The organism is Mesorhizobium sp. L-8-3, from assembly GCF_016756615.1.
Classification (GTDB): Bacteria; Pseudomonadota; Alphaproteobacteria; order Rhizobiales; family Rhizobiaceae.
Map to the genome: position 1 here is coordinate 5503871 of NZ_AP023262.1, position 19707 is coordinate 5523577.

The 19707-nt window shown below is 65.3% G+C and carries 17 protein-coding genes; 5 read left to right on the forward strand and 12 right to left on the reverse strand.

Annotated features, from left to right (window positions below):
* Window positions 1–36: 36 nt before the first annotated feature.
* Window positions 37–837, reverse strand: a complete 801-nt coding sequence (locus JN302_RS25530; protein WP_202329579.1) for an ABC transporter permease — start codon at window positions 835–837, stop codon at window positions 37–39.
* Window positions 827–1657, reverse strand: coding sequence for an ABC transporter ATP-binding protein (locus tag JN302_RS25535; RefSeq protein ID WP_244845896.1), 831 nt, complete (start codon window positions 1655–1657; stop codon window positions 827–829). The genes JN302_RS25530 and JN302_RS25535 overlap by 11 nt, the downstream gene beginning before the upstream one ends.
* Window positions 1658–1842: 185 nt before the next feature.
* On the opposite strand from JN302_RS25535, the gene JN302_RS25540 reads away from it, so the two are divergent.
* On the forward strand, window positions 1843–2802 hold the full coding sequence (locus JN302_RS25540) for a LysR family transcriptional regulator (protein ID WP_202329580.1): 960 nt from the start codon (window positions 1843–1845) through the stop codon (window positions 2800–2802).
* Window positions 2803–2957: 155 nt separating this feature from the next.
* On the opposite strand, the gene JN302_RS25545 is transcribed toward JN302_RS25540, so the two are convergent.
* The 5 genes from JN302_RS25545 to JN302_RS25565 all read right to left on the reverse strand — a co-directional run bounded on the left by JN302_RS25545 (window position 2958) and on the right by JN302_RS25565 (window position 6745).
* The gene (locus tag JN302_RS25545; RefSeq protein ID WP_202329581.1) at window positions 2958–3434 is read right to left on the reverse strand and encodes a DUF1203 domain-containing protein; all 477 of its coding nucleotides are present in this window, start codon (window positions 3432–3434) and stop codon (window positions 2958–2960) included.
* Between the two features lie 113 nt (window positions 3435–3547).
* A complete protein-coding gene (locus tag JN302_RS25550) occupies window positions 3548–4105 on the reverse strand; it encodes a GNAT family N-acetyltransferase (RefSeq protein ID WP_202329582.1) in 558 nt (185 codons plus the stop codon).
* A 2-nt stretch (window positions 4106–4107) separates the two neighbouring features.
* A complete protein-coding gene (gene sseA, locus JN302_RS25555) occupies window positions 4108–4959 on the reverse strand; it encodes a 3-mercaptopyruvate sulfurtransferase (protein WP_202329583.1) in 852 nt (283 codons plus the stop codon).
* Window positions 4960–4967: 8 nt separating this feature from the next.
* Window positions 4968–5711, reverse strand: coding sequence for an alanyl-tRNA editing protein (locus JN302_RS25560; protein ID WP_202329584.1), 744 nt, complete (start codon window positions 5709–5711; stop codon window positions 4968–4970).
* A complete protein-coding gene (locus JN302_RS25565; protein ID WP_202306758.1) occupies window positions 5711–6745 on the reverse strand; it encodes a cysteine synthase A in 1035 nt (344 codons plus the stop codon). The genes JN302_RS25560 and JN302_RS25565 overlap by 1 nt, the downstream gene beginning before the upstream one ends.
* A 260-nt stretch (window positions 6746–7005) precedes the next feature.
* Between JN302_RS25565 and JN302_RS25570 the strand changes: the two genes are divergently transcribed.
* Both JN302_RS25570 and JN302_RS25575 read left to right on the forward strand, forming a co-directional pair.
* The gene (locus tag JN302_RS25570; RefSeq protein WP_202306760.1) at window positions 7006–7824 is read left to right on the forward strand and encodes an SDR family NAD(P)-dependent oxidoreductase; all 819 of its coding nucleotides are present in this window, start codon (window positions 7006–7008) and stop codon (window positions 7822–7824) included.
* A 51-nt stretch (window positions 7825–7875) separates the two neighbouring features.
* Entirely contained in the window at window positions 7876–8850 is a 975-nt protein-coding gene (locus JN302_RS25575) for an alpha/beta hydrolase (RefSeq protein ID WP_202329585.1), read from the forward strand.
* A 50-nt stretch (window positions 8851–8900) separates the two neighbouring features.
* On the opposite strand, the gene JN302_RS25580 is transcribed toward JN302_RS25575, so the two are convergent.
* From JN302_RS25580 to ilvA, 4 genes are all read right to left on the reverse strand, one after another.
* Window positions 8901–10097 (reverse strand): MFS transporter, encoded by a 1197-nt coding sequence (locus JN302_RS25580; RefSeq protein ID WP_202329586.1) that lies wholly within the window; start codon window positions 10095–10097, stop codon window positions 8901–8903.
* A gap of 254 nt (window positions 10098–10351) precedes the next feature.
* Window positions 10352–11749, reverse strand: a complete 1398-nt coding sequence (locus JN302_RS25585; protein ID WP_202329587.1) for a DEAD/DEAH box helicase — start codon at window positions 11747–11749, stop codon at window positions 10352–10354.
* A gap of 692 nt (window positions 11750–12441) precedes the next feature.
* Window positions 12442–12987 (reverse strand): DUF1697 domain-containing protein, encoded by a 546-nt coding sequence (locus JN302_RS25590; protein ID WP_202329588.1) that lies wholly within the window; start codon window positions 12985–12987, stop codon window positions 12442–12444.
* Entirely contained in the window at window positions 12984–14240 is a 1257-nt protein-coding gene (gene ilvA / locus JN302_RS25595) for a threonine ammonia-lyase IlvA (RefSeq protein WP_202329589.1), read from the reverse strand. Before ilvA ends, JN302_RS25590 begins: the two co-directional genes overlap by 4 nt.
* A gap of 267 nt (window positions 14241–14507) precedes the next feature.
* Between ilvA and JN302_RS25600 the strand changes: the two genes are divergently transcribed.
* Both JN302_RS25600 and JN302_RS25605 read left to right on the forward strand, forming a co-directional pair.
* Complete coding sequence (locus JN302_RS25600; RefSeq protein WP_202329590.1) at window positions 14508–15965, forward strand: TrkH family potassium uptake protein; 1458 nt, start codon at window positions 14508–14510, stop codon at window positions 15963–15965.
* Window positions 15966–16078: 113 nt separating this feature from the next.
* Window positions 16079–17245: an alpha/beta hydrolase gene (locus JN302_RS25605; RefSeq protein WP_244845898.1), complete on the forward strand. Its 1167-nt coding sequence runs from the start codon at window positions 16079–16081 to the stop codon at window positions 17243–17245.
* A gap of 545 nt (window positions 17246–17790) precedes the next feature.
* Here JN302_RS25605 and ade read toward each other — a convergent pair.
* Window positions 17791–19608 (reverse strand): adenine deaminase, encoded by a 1818-nt coding sequence (ade, locus tag JN302_RS25610; protein ID WP_202329592.1) that lies wholly within the window; start codon window positions 19606–19608, stop codon window positions 17791–17793.
* Between the last annotated feature and the right edge of the window lie 99 nt (window positions 19609–19707).

Consider the following 19707-nt stretch of genomic DNA (forward strand, 5'->3'; position numbering starts at 1 on the left):
ACGATAAGTCTCCCATTCTTGATTTGTGTGGTTTGCTCAGGCGTCCATGCTCGCTTCGGGCCAGAACAGGCAGAGCCGTTCGGCGGCGATGACAAGGTAGAACATCAGGATGGTCGCGATCGACGAGATGACGATGGCCGAGAACAGCATGGCGGCATCCTGCTGGTAGCCGGCCGTGACGATGACCGTGCCGATGCCGAGATTGGCGCCGGTGAACTCGGCCACGATGGCGCCGATGACCGCGGTGCTGGAACTGATCTTGGCGGCGGCGAATATGTAGGGCAGCGCGGCATAGATGCGCGCATGACGGAAGGTCTGCCCCCGCGTAGCGCCCACCACCGCCAGGAATTCCAGCGACTGGCGATCGACAGTGCGGAAGCCTTTGACCGCATTGACCAGCGTCGGGAAGAAGCAGGCGATCGCGGCGATCGCGACCTTGGGCGCGAGGCCGAAGCCGAGCCAGATCGTGAGCAATGGCGCGATCGCCAGGATCGGGATGGCCTTGAGAGTGATGGCCCAGGGAAACAGCGCGCGTTCAGCGGTCCGGGAGTATAGGAACAGCACCGCGAGCAGCACGGCCACTGTCGTGCCGATGACGAAGCCAAGGACGGCCGCGGTCATGGTCGAGACGAGGTTCTCGAACAGCATCGCACGCGCCTCGTACATCTTGACGGCGATGGCGCTCGGAGCGGGCAGCAGATAGGCCGGGATCGAAAAGAGCCTGACGGCCAGTTCCCAGGCTACGCCGACGGCGAGGAAGATCGCCAGCGCCGGCCCCAATTCGAGCACCTTCGACATGAAGGCGAAGCCGCGGTTCCCAATGACGTCATTGCGCATGGATCAACGCCTCGAGTTCTTCGGTCTGGCGGATGTATTCGGCGCTGGCGCGCAGAGCCGGATCGGCCTCGCGCGGATGCAGCACCGGCACGACGGCCTTCACGCGGCCAGGCCGCGGCGCCATGACCACGATCTGGTCCGACAGGTAGAGCGCCTCGGAAAGCGAGTGCGTGACGAAAACCACCGTGAGGCTGCGCGACCTCCAGATGCGAATGAGTTCGTCATGCATCTCCCGACGCGTGAACTCGTCGAGCGCGCCAAAGGGCTCATCCATCAGCATGATGTCCGGCTCGTAGGACAGGGCCCTGGCGATCGACACGCGCTGTCGCATCCCGCCTGAAAGCTGCGCCGGGTAATGATCCGCGAAGCCCTCGAGGCTAACCAGGGACAGCAGCTCGAGCGCCCGCGCGCGGCGCGAGCCGGCCGAACCTATGCCCAGTACCTCCAGCGGCAGTTCGATGTTCTGGCGAGCCGTCTTCCAGGCGAACAGGCTGGCATCCTGGAACACGAAGCCGAATTTGCGCTTGCGTTGATAGTCCTCGCTCGGCAGGCCGTTGATCCGCACCGCTCCGCTCGTGGCCGGTATCAGGTTGCTGATGACCCGCAGCAAGGTGGACTTGCCGCACCCGCTGCGACCGACGATCGAAACGAACTGGTTGCACGCGATGTCGAGGCTGACGCCGGTCAGTGCGTCGACCGCTCCGCTGCGTCCGGGGAAGGAGACCGACACATCGTCGATCTCGAGGGCGGCAGTCCGCACCACGGGCATGTCTGAAGAAATGGCCCTCGAGGCCTGTTCCGGTATGACGGTTGCGTGCACTCGCTTCCCCCATTCACCTCGTCACGGGTGACGGAACAGGCCGCGACTTCCGCGCGGCGCTTGCCGGAACTCGACCTGTCCCTTGCCGACCGGAGCGATAGTAGCCGCATGAAAAATGATTGCACTAGCATCAAATTTTGCGCTTACTGATCGAAATATTCGAGCACTGGCAAGGACCGGTTCCGATGGCATTGATGCGCACCGCTCTGGTCTATTTCGATTGCGCGGCGCGTTTCGGATCGATCCGCAAGGCCGCCGATGTGCTGCATGTCGCCTCGTCCGCCGTAAACCGCCAATTGCTTCTGCTCGAGGAGGAGATGGGCGTGCCGCTGTTCGAGCGGCTGCCGCGCGGAATAAAGCCGACAGCGGCCGGCGAGATCCTGCTCGCCATCGTCAGGCGCTGGAATCGCGAGGCCATGCTGTTGAAGCAGGAGATCGGCAGCCTGCGCGACGGCGTGCGCGGTACGATCCGGATCGCAGCGGCGGAAACCTTCACCGAGGACGTTCTGCCCCGGGCCATGACCAAGCTGCAGTCGCATTTTCCGCATGTCGACTACACGCTGATCTCAGGCGACAACCATCGCATAACGAGCGAGTTGCTGGCCAAGGAGGCCGACGTCGTCCTTGCCTACGACGTCAGCGAGAAGATCAAGGCGGAGGTCGTCCATACCGTGGTCGAGCCGATCGGCATCATCGCCACACCGGACCATCCGCTCTCGGGCCGGACAGTGCTGACGCTGGCCGAATGCGCTCGCTATCCGTTGATCGCACCGGGACGCGACTGGTTGACCAACAGCGGTCTCAACGTCCTCTTCCAGGGCGATCACGCGCTCGGCCGCATCGTTGCCTATGCCGAGCGCCCCGGCATTCTGAAGGCCCTAGTGCGCGCCGGGCTGGGAATTGCGTTCCTGTCATCGCTCGGCGTCGAGAAGGAGGTGAGCGAAGGCAAGCTGGTCTGGATCCCCCTCGAGAAGAGCGTGATCGAGCCGGCGCGCATCACCATGCTGGTGCCGAAGGGCCGCGTGCTTCCCGGCTACCTTTCCGCCTTCGTCGACGTCCTCAAGGACGAGTTCATGGACTATGTCAGGGTCAATACCCGCTCGCTCTCGGCGCAGGTCGCAAGGCCGAAGCGATCCACGTCGTAATACCATCGGAACCGGATGCCCACGCACCCACTTTCCCTCAATCGCCGACGCGGCACTCCGGCCACTTGGCTTCGCGCCAAGGGGCGTGGGCCACACAGTCCGCGCGTTCAGTGATCGATCCACCGACCTTGGCAGAACAGCCGGATCGGCCGTCGTCAGCCGGCCTCCCTGTCGATCCGGCACTGGAAGCAATTGTTCTTCGCCGAGCGCATATGGAGATAGGCAATGTCCGGCCGTTGCAGGAGCTCGTGCGCGCGGTTGCAGATCCTGTGCGTCGGGGTCACGGCTCCCGTCCCGTAGACGATCCGGTCGTCATGGCCGTAGCCGCGCAGGATGTAGTCCGGCGTCGCCTTGAACAGATCCGGAATGACGTCGCTCTCCGGCGCCCTCTCGCAAGGCTCGGCGTGGAGGAAAATCGGGCCCGTTTCCGCGTAGGGCTGCAGCGCGGGGAACGGTCGGTAGGCCAGGACGAGATAGGCCCCGCCCGCCTTGACGTTGCGCAGGCAATGGCGGCACGGAACCCCGTCGCCATCCGAAATGCGCCGCTCGGGCGGCATGCCGTAGTCGTCTGGTGCGCCTCCCTGGAGGGCGCGAACGCGGTCGGTGCGCATGGCAACGTAGCGGATGAGCATGGCGGTTCTCCACATGGAACGCCATGCAGATACGCTCGTGGCCCGAGCCCGGCCACCCGTTTCCGGCGCGGCCGTCTCGCCGAGAGAGGCCAGCATTTCGGCAAGTCCAACTGCTACCGCATCACGCTTTCGGCCCTTTCCGAAGGCGTCAAGGGAAAGACAGTCTCCTGCTTCTGGCCGACCGGCACGAAACCAAGCTTCTGGTAGAGCGGCAAGGCGGCTGGATGATCGAGCGTGCATGTCTGGACCGTCACCGCCTGCGGATCGGTCGCCCAGGCGGCCTCGATCGCGGCGCCGAGAAACCAGCGGCCGATGCCCTGCCCCATTGCCTGGTCCATCATGCCGAAATAGGCCAGCTCGGTATGGTCGGGAAGTTGCGGCTTCAGATCGAAGAAGCCGGCCGGCGCGCCGTCGAGATAGAGCACCCGGACATCGCGCCCCGGCGCATGAAGTGACGATGCCAGTTCCTCGTCGCTCAGACGGAGCGCATTGACCCAGTGCCACTTGCGGCCGACGCGATCGAGCAGATAGCGATAGAAGTGCAGCGGGATTTTCCTGGCCCTGAGCAACGCTATCTGCCGTCCCACAGGCAGCGGCGCATAGCGCGCCGGCGGCTTCGTCATCTCGAGGAAGGTGACGGTCACCTCGATCGGGTCCGGTCGCTCCATCATCGTCATGCCTTGCCGGTGGCAACCGGCGTGTCGGGGAGCCCGCCCCATTCGGTCCAGGAACCGTCATAGAGACGGTTGTCGCCATGGCCGATCGAATAGAGCGCCAGCGTGATGACGGCGGCAGTGACGCCGGAACCGCAGGAGGTGACGATCGGCTTCGACAGGTCGAGGCCGGCGCCCTCCAGCACCTCCTTCAGGCGGTCCACCGGCAGCAGTTCGCCGTTCTCAGACAGCGTTGTGGACGGCACGCTCCTGGCGCCGGGCATATGGCCAGAGCGCAGCCCAGGCCTCGGTTCCGGCTCCGTACCGGCGAACCGGCCGGCTGAACGCGCGTCGGCGATCTGGGCGCTGCCGCTGGCGACGATGTCGCGCATCTCGGCGAGCGACACCACGCGTTCGGCGTCGAAATCGGTCGAGAAGACGTTGGCCGCGATTCGGGTCGATGCGGCGGTAACCGGCCGACCGGCCGCCTTCCAGCGGTCGAAACCGCCGTCCAGAATGAACACTTCGGCCACGCCCATGATGCGGAACATCCACCATACGCGGGGAGCCGAAAGGAAGCCCGGCCCGTCATAGACGACGATCGTGTCGTCGGCCGAGATGCCCATCGAGCCGACCGATTGCGCAAAGGCAGCCGGCCGCGGCAGCGTATGCGGAAGACTGGCGCCCTCCTCCACCACACTGTCGAGGTCGAAGAACACGGCGCCCGGAATATGCGCTGTCTCATATTCGGCGCGTGCGTCGCGACGATGTGCCGGCAGGTACCAGGAGGCATCGACGATCGACAGGCCCGGCGATCCAAGCCGCGACTGCAGCCAGTCTGCATCGACGACGAACGGGCTCTTCTCACCCATGGTGTTCCTCAATTCCCTGGCAACGGGCCGAAACGGATACGGAAACGACGGTTTTCGCGCCCCTTTTTCTCGATCTTGCCGATATGGATGGCGCCGACCTCGCCCGTCGCCGCGACATGGGTACCGCCGCAGGGCTGGCTGTCGACGACAGCGTCATCACCGATGCACACAAGCCTGATGCGGCCCGTTCCCGAGGGCGGGCGCACATTCTTCGACTTGACCAGGCCGGGATTGGCCGCCAGTTCGTCGTCGGTGATCCAGCGGGTGAACACCGGATGGTTCGCCGCCACCAGTTCCATGAGCCGCTCCGTGACGTCCTCCTTGGCGTAGCTGGAATCCGGAATGTCGAAATCGATACGGGAATCGTCCTCCGCGACCGACGCTCCCGTGATCGGATACGGGCACACGACGGTCAGGAGGTGGCAGGCCGTGTGCATCCGCATCAGCCGCAGCCGCCGCTCCCAGTCGATGGCCAGCGACAGCGTCTCGCCCGGCTCGGGCATCGGCTGCTCCGGCGCGGGCACATGGATGATTTCGTCCTTCGTCTCGCCCGAAATCGTGGCAGCGACCGCGATGCGGCTCCCGTCCGAACGGATCAGAAACCCTGTATCCCCCGGCTGCCCGCCCGACGTGGCGTAGAAGATCGTGCGGTCGAGGATGATGCCGCCGCGCTCGTTGACCGCCGCGACCTGGCCTTCGCCAAGCTTCAGATAGGCGTCTTCGCGAAAGAGGGCATTGGTGACGAAAGCCATCAGGCGCCCCCCTCGAAGGGCACCGAAATGTCCGGGGTCGTTTCCAGCCATTCCGGTGCGGGCAGGTTCTTGCCGCGCAGGAAGGTCGGGTTGAAGAGCTTCGACTGGTAGCGCGTGCCGAAGTCGGCGAGGATGGTCACGATCGTGTGGCCTGGGCCAAGTTCCCTGGCCAGGCGGATCGCGCCGGCAATATTGATGCCGGTCGAACCGCCCACGCACATGCCTTCTTCCTGAATCAGGTCGAAGATGATCGGCAGCGCCTCCTCGTCGGGAACCTGCCAGGAGAAGTCCGGCGTGAAGCCTTCGAGATTGGCGGTGATGCGACCCTGCCCGATGCCCTCTGTGATGGAACTGCCTTCGGCCTTGAGCAGCCCTTCGGTGTAGAAGCTGTGCAGGGCAGCGCCGAGCGGGTCGGCCAGCGCGATCTTCACCCCATTGCTCTTCTCCTTCAGACCGATGGAGACGCCGGCCAGCGTGCCGCCGGTCCCGACGGCCGAGACGAAGCCGTCGACCTTTCCGCCAGTCTGGTCCCAGATCTCCTGCGCCGTCGTCCTGACATGACCGTCACGATTGGCGACGTTGTCGAACTGGTTGGCCCAGATCGCCCCATTGGGATCGGTGCGAGCCAATTGCTCCGCAAGCCGGCCCGATATCTTCACATAGTTGTCGGGGTTCTTGTAGGGCACGGCCGGCACCTCGATGAGTTCCGCGCCGAGCAGCCGCAACGCGTCCTTCTTTTCCTGGCTCTGGGTGTCGGGGATGACGATGACGGTGCGGTAGCCAAGCGCCTTGGCGACGACCGTGAGGCCGATGCCGGTGTTGCCGGCCGTGCCCTCGACGATCACCCCGCCGGGCCTGAGCAGCCCGCGCTCTTCCGCGTCCCGGATGATGAAGAGGCCGGCGCGGTCTTTCACCGACTGACCCGGATTCATGAATTCGGCCTTGCCCAATATCTCGCAGCCGGTCTCCTCCGAAGCCCGCCTCAGGCGGATCAGCGGCGTATTGCCGATGGCGTCGATCACGGACCGGTACATGGGGATTCCTTTGCTCGTCTCGCGGAGCGACCCTAGAAACCGGCGACGCCGCTTTCAAGGTGAGAATTTGCGCCAAGCAAGCGGAAATCGAATGCCAATTTCACGGCGCACCGAAAAAGAGGCCGCCGGGAGTTGCTTTGCAGGGGCCAGCCTGTCTAATTCCGCCGCTCCCGCGTCGCCGCTTCGACCGGCGAGGGAAGAGATTTGCGGCACCGGCGCAGCCGTTGTAGCTTCGCCCGAAAAGACAACTGGATGGGGAAATGGCGCTCTATCGGGCGAAACCCAAGGACGGCATTGCCTGGGTTACCGGCGCCAGCACCGGCATAGGACGTGCGCTGGCCCTCGACCTGGCGCGGGAGGGTTATCAGGTCGCAGTGACCGCCCGGACCGAAGAGAAGCTCGTATCGCTGTCCGAGGAGGCGGAAGGCCTGCCGGGCAGGATCATCCCGTTTCCGGGCGACGTGGCCGACGAGAAGGCCATGGCCGGGATCGTCGATGCGATCGAGACCAGTGCCGGGCCGATCGTCCTGGCCGTCTTCAACGCGGGAAAATACTTCCAGACACGCGGCGAACGGCTCAATGCCGAGAATTTCGTCAGGACCTACGAGATCAACCTGTTCGGCGTGATCAACGGCATCGTGCCGACGGTGGAGCGGATGCGCGAGCGCGGTCACGGGCACGTTGCGATCGTCGCCTCCGTTTCAGGCTATTTCGGCTGGCCTTCGACGGCCGCGTACGGCGCCTCGAAGGCAGCGCTCAACAACATGGCCGAATCCCTGAAATATGATCTCGACAAGATGAACATCCGCATCCAGGTCATCAATCCCGGCTTCATCGACACCCCGCTGACCGAAAAGAACGCCTTTCCGATGCCTGCCCTCATGAAGGTCGACGACGCTGCCAGGCGTATGCTGAAGGGGCTCAAATCCGGCGGCTTCGAAGTCACGTTTCCTCACCGATTCACCTGGTTTCTCAAGCTATTGCGCGTCTGTCCTCAACCTTTGCGTTTCTGGTTCGTCAACAAGGCGACGGGGTGGGGCAGACGGCCGGTTCCGGCGGGCAGGAAGCCGAGAAACTGATCGTCCGCCCCGGCCGAGTGATGGCTTGCACCGATGTTTTCGAGGTCTTTGATGGGGCGACGCATCTTGGGTTGGCTCTTTGTCGTCATTGCCGCGCTGACAGTCGCCTTCCTCCTCGGGCCGCGGGTGGCGCTCGACACGACTGTCAGGTTCGACCCGGCCGCGATCGGCGACGATCCGCAAGCCTATCTCGACGGGAAGGAAGACGCGGTACCCGCCATCCGCCCCGGGCTCGAGAAAGAAATCGTCTGGGCGAATCCGCTGATCCGCGCCAGGACCCCGATTTCGATCGTCTACATCCACGGCTTCTCGGCGTCGAAGGGCGAACTCCGCCCCCTGCCCGACGAAGTCGCCGACGCGCTCGACGCCAATCTTTTCCTTGCGCGTCTGACCGGTCACGGCCAGGACGGCCCGGCGATGACGAGCGGCACGGTCAATGCCTGGATCAACGACTATGCAGAGGCGATCGCAATCGGCCGTGCGATAGGCGACAAGGTCGTCGTCATCGCCACTTCGACCGGCGCATCGCTCGCCACCTGGGCCGCGACCCGGCCGGAGCTTTCGCGCGATGTCGCCACCATGGTCCTCGTCTCTCCCAATTTCGGGGTCCGCGCTACGGGATCGCAGATGCTGACCTGGCCCTGGGGCAAGCAGATCGCCGAAGCCCTCATCGGCAAGGAGCGCTCGTTCGCGCCGCTCAATCCATTGCATGAGAAACTCTGGACCACGCGCTATCCGACCATGGCGCTGCTGCCCATGGCCGCGCTGGTGGACCTCGCGCGCAATGCACCCGTCGAGACGATCGGAATTCCCGCGCTTTTCATATTCAGCGACGACGACAAGGTCGTGAGGCAGGACCTGACGCGCGAGATCGCGGCGCGCTGGGGTGCGCGCCACGAACTGGTCCCGGTGGAGCGCAGCGGCGACCCGGCGAACCATGTGATCGCCGGCGACGCCCTGTCCCCGGCGACGACCCAGGCGCTCGCCGACAGGGCTTCCGCCTGGATCGACGCGGTCGTGCGCTGACGCGGAAATCGGTCAGGGAACCGGGATCGCGCGGCGCGACACGGCGCCATCTACGGGATGCGATGCGGGGGCGCGTCCTTGGCGAAGAGATAGATCAGGAGCGATATGCCGAGCGTCGCAGCGTAGAAGCCGAACAGCGCGGCGTAGGCGGCGGCCGGCTCTCCGGGCACGACGCTTGCCGTGACCACGCCGCCGGTCGCGAACTGCATGATGCCGACGCCGCCGATGGCGAAGAAGTTCATCAGCGTGACGCCACGACCGATGAGATGGGCGGGCACGAAGGCGCGGGCATGCGCCATCAGCAGGCCGTAGGCGCTGCCGAAGAGGCCGATCACGACGAACGCCGCCGTGGCCACGGGGATGCCGATGACGGGCTGCAGCGCGAGCGACACGAGGGCGGCCAGGCCCACGGCGTTGCCGACGGCCGCCACCCATTTGCGGGTCTTGAAGATCGTGTCGAGCGGACCGTAGAGGAACGAGCCGGCCACCATCGCGAAGGCCATGAACAGCGTGACATTGCCGATGGTCAGGGCATCAGCGCCATGGACGTCGGTCAGATAGGGGCCGGCCCAAAGCCCTCTTATGCCGCTCGGCGGCGCGTAGTTGATCGCCGTCAGCGGGATGATCGGCCACAGTGCCCTGATGCGAAGAAGGTCGAGATAGCCCCCGAAGCCGAAGCCGGCGGGCTTTTCCGCCGCCCGTTCGGGGTCACGCACCACGAGCGCGATGGCCGCTGCTGCCGACAGCGTGAGCAGGCCGAGCGCGGTCATCACCGGGCGCCAGCCGAAGGCCTCAGCCGCATTGGCGAGCGGCGCAGCGCCGATCACGTTGCCGGCCGTGCCGAAAGCGACCATCCAGGAGGAGAGCACGGCGAAACGAGCCGCCGAAAAGGTCTTGGCGAAGATGAACAGCGACGCCATCAGAACAGGCGCGCAGCCGACGCCGATCAGCGCCATGGCGACGATCACCATCCAGGGCGACGAGGCGGCCGCGAACAGGAACGCCCCGCCGCCTGCACCGAGCGCGACGAACAGCCCCGTGGTCCGTTTCGGGCCGAAGCGGTCGAGACAGACGCCGACCCCGAACTGCGCCAGGGCGAAAGCGATGAACCAGGCCCCCGACGCGAAGGACAGTTGCGCCTTGGTCATGCCCAGGTCGGCGCCGAGCGCCGGCGTCAGCACGGCCAGGAACGAACGGTAGAATTGCGACAGCACGTAGCCGACGGCAAGAGCGACGATGCCTGCCATATCCCCTCCCGTCATGCAGAGCGATCGAACGGTATCTTCCCTCCGGACGCTCCTGCTTCACCCCTATCGCCACGCAGGCCGCAGGCGCAATCGTCCGGGTCCTGCCATTCCCCAGAAATCGGCCTGGACGTTCGCCCTGGACAGGGGAAGCGCGCCGCGACCGTTTGCGCCGCTGCATAGGCAGCGGTTTCCGCTGGCGTTCGAACAAAAAGCCGGCCCCGCAACTGCAGGGCCGGCGGAAGTCGCAGGCTGCGTCAGGCCGCCTTGGCCGCGGGGCGTTTGCCGCCGAAACGGCGGCGCTTCGCGCGGAAGGGTTTGCGCTCGCCGGCCTTGTGCTCGCCCGGCTTGCCGGGGAACGGCTTGCCCTGGCCCGGCTTGCCGCCGTCGCGGCGACGCTGGTCCGGGCGCTGAGCGCGGCCCTCGCCACGGCCGCCCTGATCGTTGTCGGGCTTCAGGGCCGCCATGTCGCGGACACGCGGCTCGGGCCGCGGATCGGGCTCGCCCGTATGGTCGCGCGCGACCGGCAGCCGCATGCGGATGATCCGCTCGACGGCACGCAGCTTGCTCGCCTCGGCCGGATCGCACAGCGTGATGGCGACGCCGTCGGCGCCGTTACGGCCGGTGCGGCCGATGCGGTGCACATAGCTTTCGGCCTCATCGGGCAGGTCGAAATTGACGACGTGGCTGATGCCGGGAACGTCGATGCCGCGGGCGGCGATATCGGTCGCCACCAGGATGCGGACGGAGCCGTCGCGGAAGCCGTTCAGCGCCTTCTGCCTGGCGTTCTGCGACTTGTTGCCGTGGATCACCGCGGCCTCGAAACCGTCGCGCTCGAGGTCGCGCGTCACCCTGTCGGCGCCGTGCTTGGTGCGGGCGAAGACGATCACCGAACGCATCCCGGGATCTGCCAGCATGGTCGAGAGAACCTGCCGCTTCTGCCGGGTGCGCGCCATCACCACGCTCTGGTGGATTTCGGCGGCCGTCGTGCCTTGCGGCGCAACTTCGACCCGCGCCGGATTGCGCAGCAGCCCCTGCGCGAGCTGCTCGATCTCGGGCGGCATCGTCGCGGAGAAGAGAGCCGTCTGCCGGGCCGGATGCGTGGCCTTGGCGAGGCGTCTGACATCGTTGATGAAGCCCATGTCGAGCATGCGGTCGGCTTCGTCGAGCACCAGCCAGGTTGTCTCCGACAGGATCACGTCGCCTTCGCGGACGAGGTCCGTGAGCCGGCCGGGCGTGGCGATCAGCACGTCGACGCCAGGCGCGAGCTTCTTGACCTGGCTGAAGCGGGAGACCCCTCCAAGGACCAGCGCGGTCGAGATATGCGCCCCCTTGGAGAGCAGCCGGAAGGTCTCCTCGATCTGCACGGCCAGTTCGCGTGTGGGCACCAGGATCAGGGCGCGCGCCGTCTTCGGGCGCCGCCTGGTGCCGAGCGCGATGATCTTCGACAGGATCGGCAGCGCGAAAGCCGCGGTCTTGCCGGAGCCGGTCTGGGCGACACCCAATATGTCCCGGCCCTCAAGCTGCGCCGGGATCGACTGCGCCTGGATCGGCTTGGGATCGGTGAAGCCGGCATTGGTGGCGGCCTTCAACAGCGCGCCGGAAATTCCAAGTCGTGCGAAGCCTTCGAGCTCCGCCGGATTTTCGTTGTTCAATTTCTTCTTCTTTCGGGCGGCCAACAAGGGCCGCACTGCATATCGCGGCAGGGCGCAACCTGCCGGCGGTGTATTTTACGGGAACGACAAGGCGGCGGGGAAAACCCGCTCGGCTGCGCTGTCGCGTCCACGGGCATCATGCCCGCGGCACACCCTTCACTTTCCGGGAATGGAAAGGGGAAGGAAGACGCAACCAGTCCCGACGGTCGGGAAAGCCGGATATCCGGCCCAAGCGCCTATGGCGGCCATATGGGCGAGTTCGATCGAAAAGGCAAATGAATTCGCCGCGGCACGGCAGGCGGCATCCGGCCGCAGGGGCCACCCAACCATGCACGCATATGTTGCGCGCCGCGCCGGCGGTCCTGTAAAGTACAGGAAATTAGCAGGACGGGCCTGTAATTTCGGCATGCCGTCGAAGGCGGGTGACGGGGCAGCCTTTGCGCCGCCTCCGCCAGCCCGCCGACATCCCGCGAAGGATCGGAGTGGACCGCCTGCCGGGACGGCTCGCCCCTTTGTGCGGATATGTGCATCCACCGGCGGCACGCCCCGGAGCCGGCGGACGCAGTTCGTCACGTTGAAAGCAGGCGTCAAAAATTCACGGTGGCGGCGCTGATGTCAACGGTGGTCATCAAGGATTGATCGGCGCTGCCTGCCGGCGAGAGCCTGGTGGAGCCAGGAAGCCGGGCCTGCCCTCACGCGGCCTTCCCGGCCATCTCCAGCAAGGTCAGGACGGTGCGCCAGTTGCGAGCTGTCAAAGGCACGTCGAGCACCCTGTCCATCGCTGCCGCCAGCTTCGATGTGCCGATGCCATCGGGCGCAAAGAGATAGAGAACGCCCTCCCCGACGACGAAGCGCTCGCTCGGCGTCGCCAGTTCACGCAGACGCTCGACCGCCCCGGCTGCGGGCGCTTCATCGAGCAGGACAGCATGCAGACGCTTCGGATCGTCGGCGCCTTGCGGGAACGGATTGTCCGCAACGATCCGGCCCCAGGCGTCCGCGCTGCGGATGGTCACGCGCGATGAAAAGCCGAAGGTCTCGGCGAACACCTTCTCGATGATCGCCGCGACTTCCGCGGCCGGCCTGACCGACGTCAGCACCACATTGCCGCTCTGGATGTAGGTCGCGACCTTGCCGAAGCCAGCCTCGCCAAGCACTTTCCGCAAGGTCTCCATCCTGGCGACCTTGTTGCCGCCGACATTGACGCCGCGGAACAGTACGATGAAGGCGGTGTCGCTCATATCACCAGTCCCGCGATCGTCTCGTTGTCGGTAATATCCTGATAAGCCCAGCCGGATTCGTGGAAGCGCCTGGCGAGAATGTCGAAGTTTTTCCGATCCCTGGTCTCGATGCCGATCAGGACCGAGCCGAAATTGCGGGCCGACTTCTTCAGATATTCGAAGCGGGTGATGTCGTCGTCGGGACCGAGCAGGCCGAGGAAGTCGCGCAGGGCGCCCGGCCGTTGCGGGAAGCGGAAGACGAAGTATTTCTTCAGCCCCTCGAAGCGCAGCGCCCGCTCCTTGACGTCGGGCAGCCGCTCGAAGTCGAAATTGCCGCCCGACACGACCAGCACTATCGACTTGCCCTTGATCTCCTTGCGCGGAAAATCCTTGAGCGCGTCGATCGCCAGCGCGCCCGCGGGCTCCAGCACGACGCCCTCGACATTCAGCATCTCGATCATCGTGGCGCAGAGCCGGTTTTCCGGGATGAGCCGGACGGCATCGGCCGGATAGTCCTTGAGATGGCGGAACGGCTCGCGGCCGATCTCGGCCACCGCCGCGCCGTCGACGAAATTGTCGACCTTGGCGAGTTTCACGCGCTTGCCGCCGGCGAGACTCTCCTTGAGGCTGGGTGATCCCGCCGGCTCGGCGAAGACGAAGCGCGGCCGCCGGCCGAGCTCGCCGAAGCAGCGCGTCACGCCGGCGGCCAGCCCGCCGCCGCCGACGGGCAGCACCATGATGTCGGGGGCCTTGCCGTCGGGCATCTGGGCGGCGACCTCCCAGCCGACGGTCGCCTGGCCTTCTATGATGTGCCTGTGGTCGAATGGGGGCACCATGTGGCCGCCGCCCTCCTCCGCGAAGGCGAGCGCGGCATGGTAGCAATCGTCGAAATAGTCTCCGATCAGCCTGATCTCGACGAATTCGCCGCCGAACAGCCGCGTCTTGTCGATCTTCTGCTGCGGTGTCGTCACCGGCATGAAGACCACGCCCTTCTTGCCGAAATGACGGCAAACATAGGCGAAACCCTGGGCGTGGTTGCCGGCCGACGCACAGACGAAGAGATCGGATTTTGCGCCGGCGCCGAGCGCCTTGCGGAAGAAATTGAAGGCGCCGCGGATCTTGTAGGAACGGACCGGCGAAAGATCCTCGCGCTTCAGGAGGATGCGCGCCCCTGTCTTGCGCGACAGATAGTCGTTTTCCTGTAGCGGCGTTTCCGGGAACAGGGCGCGCAGCGCCTCGGCCGCCTGTGCCACCTGCTCGTTGAAACCAGTCATGCCGTTCCATCCTGCCGGGGATAACCACCCCGTACCGCTGCCCTTGCTTTGCGCTATGGCATATTCGCCTGTATGAAGCCATCACCTGCCGCGAAAGCGCAGCGCCTCCCCGGGGCCTGATATCGAGATATCGCGAATTTCGGAATCGGGACGCCAGACGGGATTGCGTGGCTTCGCCCACGCTTCACCTGCCTGGTTTCTTCTTCTTGCCGCAGGTTTTTCCGGAAGACCGTCGGGCACTTTTCCGAAACCTGCCCTGGGGGATTCGTGAACAGAAATGCCGTCCGTGCGGCGATCCATATCGCAGCCGTATTCGCCATCTATCTCTCGGCCGCGATGCTCATCCCCGCTGCGGTCGATCTCTATTTCGGCCATCGGGACTGGCAGGTCTTCGCCTTCTCGGCACTGTCCATGGGCGGCCTTGCCCTTGCCGTCGCCGTGGCGACCCAGGGCCGCCCGCCGCAGGTGACGACGCGCTTCGGTTTCCTTCTCGTCAACCTCCTGTGGTTCACGCTTGCCGTCGCCGGCGCCGTGCCCTTTATGCTGTCGTCACTGGACCTCAGCGTCACCGACGCCTTCTTCGAATCGGTCTCGGGCATCACCACCACCGGCTCGACCGTGATCAACGGCCTCGACCATCTGCCTCCCGGCCTCCTGCTCTGGCGCTCCCTGCTTTCCTTCATGGGCGGCCTCGGGGTCATCGCGCTGGGGCTCTTCCTGCTGCCCTTCCTCAACATCGGCGGCGTCTCCTATTTCAGAATAGAATCCTCCGACATAGAGGATCGCCCTTTCGAGCGTTTCCAGACCTTCGCCATCAGCCTGATCGGCATCTATACGGCGCTCGTCTTCATCTGCGCGGTCTGCTACGCGATCGCCGGGATGAGAGGCTTCGACGCCGTGAACCATGCCATGTCCACGATCGCGACAGGCGGCATGTCGACCCATGACACTTCCTTCATCCGCTACGCCAACACGCCAGCCATCCTGTGGATCGGCTCGATCTTCATGTTCATCGGGGCCTTGCCCTTCTCGATCACGATCCTCTTCGCCGTGCGCGGGCGGCTCGATGCGATGCGCGACCCGCAGATCAGGGCTTTCGCCGGCTATTGCGTCATGTTCGCGTTGGCGGTGGCGGTCTATCTGCGCGTCAGCATGGACATGCCCTTCTTCGAGGCGCTCAGCCATTCGACCTTCAACATGATATCGATCATCACGACGACGGGCTTCTCCAGCGACGACTACACGCAATGGGGTCCCTTCGCCGTAGCCTGCATCTTCGTCGCCACATTCCTGGGCGGCTGCTCGGGCTCGACGACCGGCGCCATCAAGTCCTATCGCTTCCTGATCCTGTTCGAACTGATCGTGAACGGCCTGCGCCGCCTCATCTATCCGAGCATGGTGCAGCCGGTGCGCTACGGCGACCGCACGGTCGACGAGGACATGCAGCGCGCGGTTGTCCTGTTCATCGCCTCCTTCTTCGTGCTGTGGGCGATCGCGACCATCCTCCTCGCCGCCACAGGCCTCGACCTGACGACGGCCATGACCGGCGCCCTCACCTCGCTCACCAATGTCGGGCCGGGCCTCGGCCCCGTCATCGGGCCGGTCGGCAACTTCTCCTCGCTGCCGGATGCCGCGAAATGGATCTGCTCGGCTGCGATGCTGCTCGGTCGCCTCGAAATCCTCGCCGTCTTCGTCATCTTCACCCCGACCTTCTGGGGACGCTGAGACCGGGAGCAGTCAAAGAGCAGCGGCACGGTCATGAAGGAGATCGGTGGACCGGCGAGGGCTTTGCCTGTATCAACCCGCGGGAAATCCGAGTAAACCGGTCCATTCCCATCGTGTTTCCATCAGTTGCAACCCGCTACCCGATCGCCGCACTGCTGGTGGCCATCGTGCTCTCCGGCTGCGCGGGGCCCCAGTCGCACGCCCTGCTGGCGAAGACCGCCGTTCCGGTCGAAGCCTCGAAGATCGCCGGCAAGCACGAGATCTTCGTGGTCACGACCCGCGCCAAGGCCCCCGATCCTCGTGTGGTCTTCTCCGGGGACCGCTCCGACGCCTCTTCCTTCGCCCGCGTCGACATGACAGTCCCTCAAGTGCACAAGACCGGCGGCATCGAGGTGCCGAAGAGCGATCAAGGCGACCCCTCCAAATATTTCACAGCCACCAGGCTCGCCGCCTATCGCGACGAAGCCGCCTTCTCCAGCGCGTTGCGGGCCGACATGGCCCGCCGCAACGGCCGCGTGATGGTCTTCATCCATGGCTACAACACGGCCTTCGACGGCGCGGTCTACCGAGCCACGCAGATCGTGCATGATTCCGGCTACAGCGGCACGCCTGTTCTCTTCACCTGGGCGTCGGCGGGCCGCACGGGCGATTACGTCTACGACAACAACAGCGCGACGGCTGCGCGCGACCGGCTGGAGGATCTGCTTCGGCTGGTCCAGCGCTCGGGCGCCAAGCGCATCGACATCGTCGCGCATTCAATGGGCAACTGGGTCACGGTCGAAGCTTTGCGGCAACTCGCCATGACCGGCGACCGCGACCTCGGCGGCAAGATGGGCGACGTCGTGCTCGCCTCGCCCGACATCGACGTCGACGTCTTCAAGACCCAGATGCGGCGCTATGGCGTGCCGAAGAAGCCCTTTATCGTGCTGACGTCGAGCAACGACCGCGCCCTCAGCATATCGGGCCTGATCGCCGGTCAGCGACCGCGCCTCGGCGACTATGCGGACTCCAAGGATATCGTCAGCTATGGCGTTGTCGTCGCCGATATCAGTTCCCTGTCGGCGGGCGACAGGCTCAACCACACCAAGTTCGCAGACAATCCGTTGATGGTGAAGCTGCTCGGGGATCGGCTGCAAAGCGACCAGTTGGAGGCGAGCGGCAGTCAGATCACCGATCGGGTCAACACCCTGACCAGGGGCCTGGGCCAGACGCTGGTGTCGGCGGCCGAGATCGTCATCACCACGCCGTTCGAGGTGATGAAGGTCGCCGTGGGGCAGTAAAGCATGTCTCCCGAAAGCGGGTACCGGTTTCGGGAGACATGCGTGAAATCAAGACCTACAGCGCGTTGCGGTAAGTAGGGCACAGCACACGACAGAATGGTCGCGGGTGATCAGCGGCAACATATCCGCTTCGTCATCCACGGCGAGCGCACGCAGCGAAGCGCGCGATGACCCGTGGATCCATGCCGTGACCGACCCGAAGGCCGGAGACGGTCGAGGAAGAGGATGGCTCGCCTATCCACCTGCCCAAGCCGGCACATATTCTGCACCGAAGCAGTCGTCCGCGATTTCACGGCATGGATTCTCGGGTTACCTCGCCCACGCTTCGCGTAGGCGCGGGCCCGAGAATGACGAGGATAGGGCGGCGCTGTTTGTGGGACGCAAAAGTTGTGTTCGTCAAGTTCAGCAAAACGGGCCATGGTGGGAGCGGGCATCCCTTGGTTCGACCGCGGCGACCATCCCTTCGTCCCGACTACTGTCGTGTACCGTGTGTTGCGTGGATCCGTTTCGCGCAATGCGCTATAGGAAGCCAGCAGGGCGCCCTTCTACAAGAACAGGTCAACCTTCTCGAAGGTCGTCACGTCGACCAGGCCGACATCGGAAATTCGCAGTTCCGGGATCACCACCAGCGCCAGCAGCGAATGCTGCATATAGGCGTTGTTCAGGCTGCAGCCCATCTGGCGCATGGCCTCCGTCAGCTTCGCGGCCTTGGCCGCCACGATCTCGGCACGCTCGTCCGACATCAGCCCGGCGATCGGCATCTCCACCAGCGCGATCTCCCTGCCCTTCGAGAACAGCACGACGCCGCCCCCGACCTGGCCGAGGCGGTTGGCGGCCAGAGCCATGTCTTCCTTGTTGGTGCCGACGACGATCATATGGTGGGAATCATGCGCCACGGTCGAGGCCAGCGCGCAGTCCTCCACGTAGCCGAAGCCCGAGACGAAGCCGTTCACGACCCCGCCCGTACCGCGGTGCCTCTCGACCAGGGCGATCTGGCAGATGTCGTTCCTGCGGTCCATCGCTACCAGCCCGTCCTCGACCGGCAGATCCGCCTCAAGCGCCCGGGTCGGCGCCTGGTTCTCGATCACCCCTATCACCCGCGCCCGCACCTCGTTGGCGCCGGCCGGTGCAACGATGTCGAAATCCCTTGCCGCCAGCTTCTTGCCCAGCTTCACGGTCTTCTTCGCCGTCGCGGGATAGTCGTATGGCCGGATGTCCGCCTCCAGCCTGCCTGCCCTGGCGAGCCGGACGCCGCGGCTATAGACCTCGTCGATCGCGAGAGCGGCAAGATCGGAGACGATGAGGAAATCGGCGAGCCGGCCCGGCGCGATCGACCCGATCTCGCGTTCGAGACGGAAATGCTGCGCGGTGTTGATGGTCGCCATCTGGATCGCGGTCACCGGCTTCAGCCCCTGGGCGATGGCATGGCGCACGACCCGGTCCATGTGCCCGTCGTCGACCAGCGTTCCCGAATGGCTGTCGTCGGTGCACAGGATGAAGTTGCGCGGATCGACGCCCTGCTCCGTCACGGCCTTGATCTGGGCCGCAACGTCGTACCAGGCCGAACCGAGGCGCAGCATCGCCTTCATGCCCTGGCGGACGCGGGCGATCGCATCCTCGGCGCGGGTGCCTTCGTGGTCGTCCTCCGCCCCCCCGGCGACATAGCCGTGGAACGGCAGGCCGAGATCGCGCGACGCATAATGCCCCCCGACCGTCTTGCCGGCCCTGACCGTTGCCGCGATCTCGCCGGCCATGACGGGGTCGTTCGCCGCGACGCCGGGGAAATTCATGACTTCGCCGAGGCCGATGATGTTCTCCCAGCCCATCGCCTCGACGACGTCGGCGACGGTAAGTGCGGCGCCCGCATTCTCCAGTCCCGGCGCCGAGGGCACGCAGGACGGCATCTGGACATGCACGTTGATCGGCATGGCCATCGCCTCGTCATGCATGAGCCTGACGCCGCCGAGGCCCAGAACATTGGCGATTTCGTGCGGGTCGATGAACATCGAGGTGGTGCCGTGCGGGATCACCGCCCGGCAGAACTCGGTCACCGTGACCATGCCGCTTTCGACATGCATGTGGGCGTCGCAGAGGCCCGGCACGAGATACCGTCCGCCGGCGTCGACCACCTTGGTTCCCTGGCCGATGGCGTGGCTCGCATCGGAGCCGCAATAGGCGAAGCGGCCGGCGACGATGGCGAGATCCGTTCCGGCGATCACCTCGCCGGAATGGACGTTCACCCAGCGGCCGTTGCGCACGACGAGGTCGGCAGGCTTGCGCCCCATGGCCACGTCGACGAGCAGCGTCGCCACCTCCGCCCAGGGTTTCGGCCTGGAAAAACTCGCGCTCGTCTTCTTCGCCATCGGTTCGCTCCTGATTCCCGCGAATGTGCCAAGACCCGCGCGCTTTGACCAGTTGCCCGCGCCCCCTTTTTCGGCGAGGTGCCGGGCCGCTATAGAGAG

Coding starts and splice junctions, on each gene's coding strand:
- JN302_RS25530 (WP_202329579.1), bottom strand. CDS start 837: ATGCGCAATGACGTCATTGGGAACCGCGGCTTCGCCTTCATGTCGAAG.
- JN302_RS25540 (WP_202329580.1), top strand. CDS start 1,843: ATGGCATTGATGCGCACCGCTCTGGTCTATTTCGATTGCGCGGCGCGT.
- JN302_RS25545 (WP_202329581.1), bottom strand. CDS start 3,434: ATGCTCATCCGCTACGTTGCCATGCGCACCGACCGCGTTCGCGCCCTC.
- JN302_RS25550 (WP_202329582.1), bottom strand. CDS start 4,105: ATGATGGAGCGACCGGACCCGATCGAGGTGACCGTCACCTTCCTCGAG.
- sseA (WP_202329583.1), bottom strand. CDS start 4,959: ATGGGTGAGAAGAGCCCGTTCGTCGTCGATGCAGACTGGCTGCAGTCG.
- JN302_RS25560 (WP_202329584.1), bottom strand. CDS start 5,711: ATGGCTTTCGTCACCAATGCCCTCTTTCGCGAAGACGCCTATCTGAAG.
- JN302_RS25565 (WP_202306758.1), bottom strand. CDS start 6,745: ATGTACCGGTCCGTGATCGACGCCATCGGCAATACGCCGCTGATCCGC.
- JN302_RS25570 (WP_202306760.1), top strand. CDS start 7,006: ATGGCGCTCTATCGGGCGAAACCCAAGGACGGCATTGCCTGGGTTACC.
- JN302_RS25575 (WP_202329585.1), top strand. CDS start 7,876: ATGGGGCGACGCATCTTGGGTTGGCTCTTTGTCGTCATTGCCGCGCTG.
- JN302_RS25580 (WP_202329586.1), bottom strand. CDS start 10,097: ATGGCAGGCATCGTCGCTCTTGCCGTCGGCTACGTGCTGTCGCAATTC.
- JN302_RS25590 (WP_202329588.1), bottom strand. CDS start 12,987: ATGAGCGACACCGCCTTCATCGTACTGTTCCGCGGCGTCAATGTCGGC.
- ilvA (WP_202329589.1), bottom strand. CDS start 14,240: ATGACTGGTTTCAACGAGCAGGTGGCACAGGCGGCCGAGGCGCTGCGC.
- ade (WP_202329592.1), bottom strand. CDS start 19,608: ATGGCGAAGAAGACGAGCGCGAGTTTTTCCAGGCCGAAACCCTGGGCG.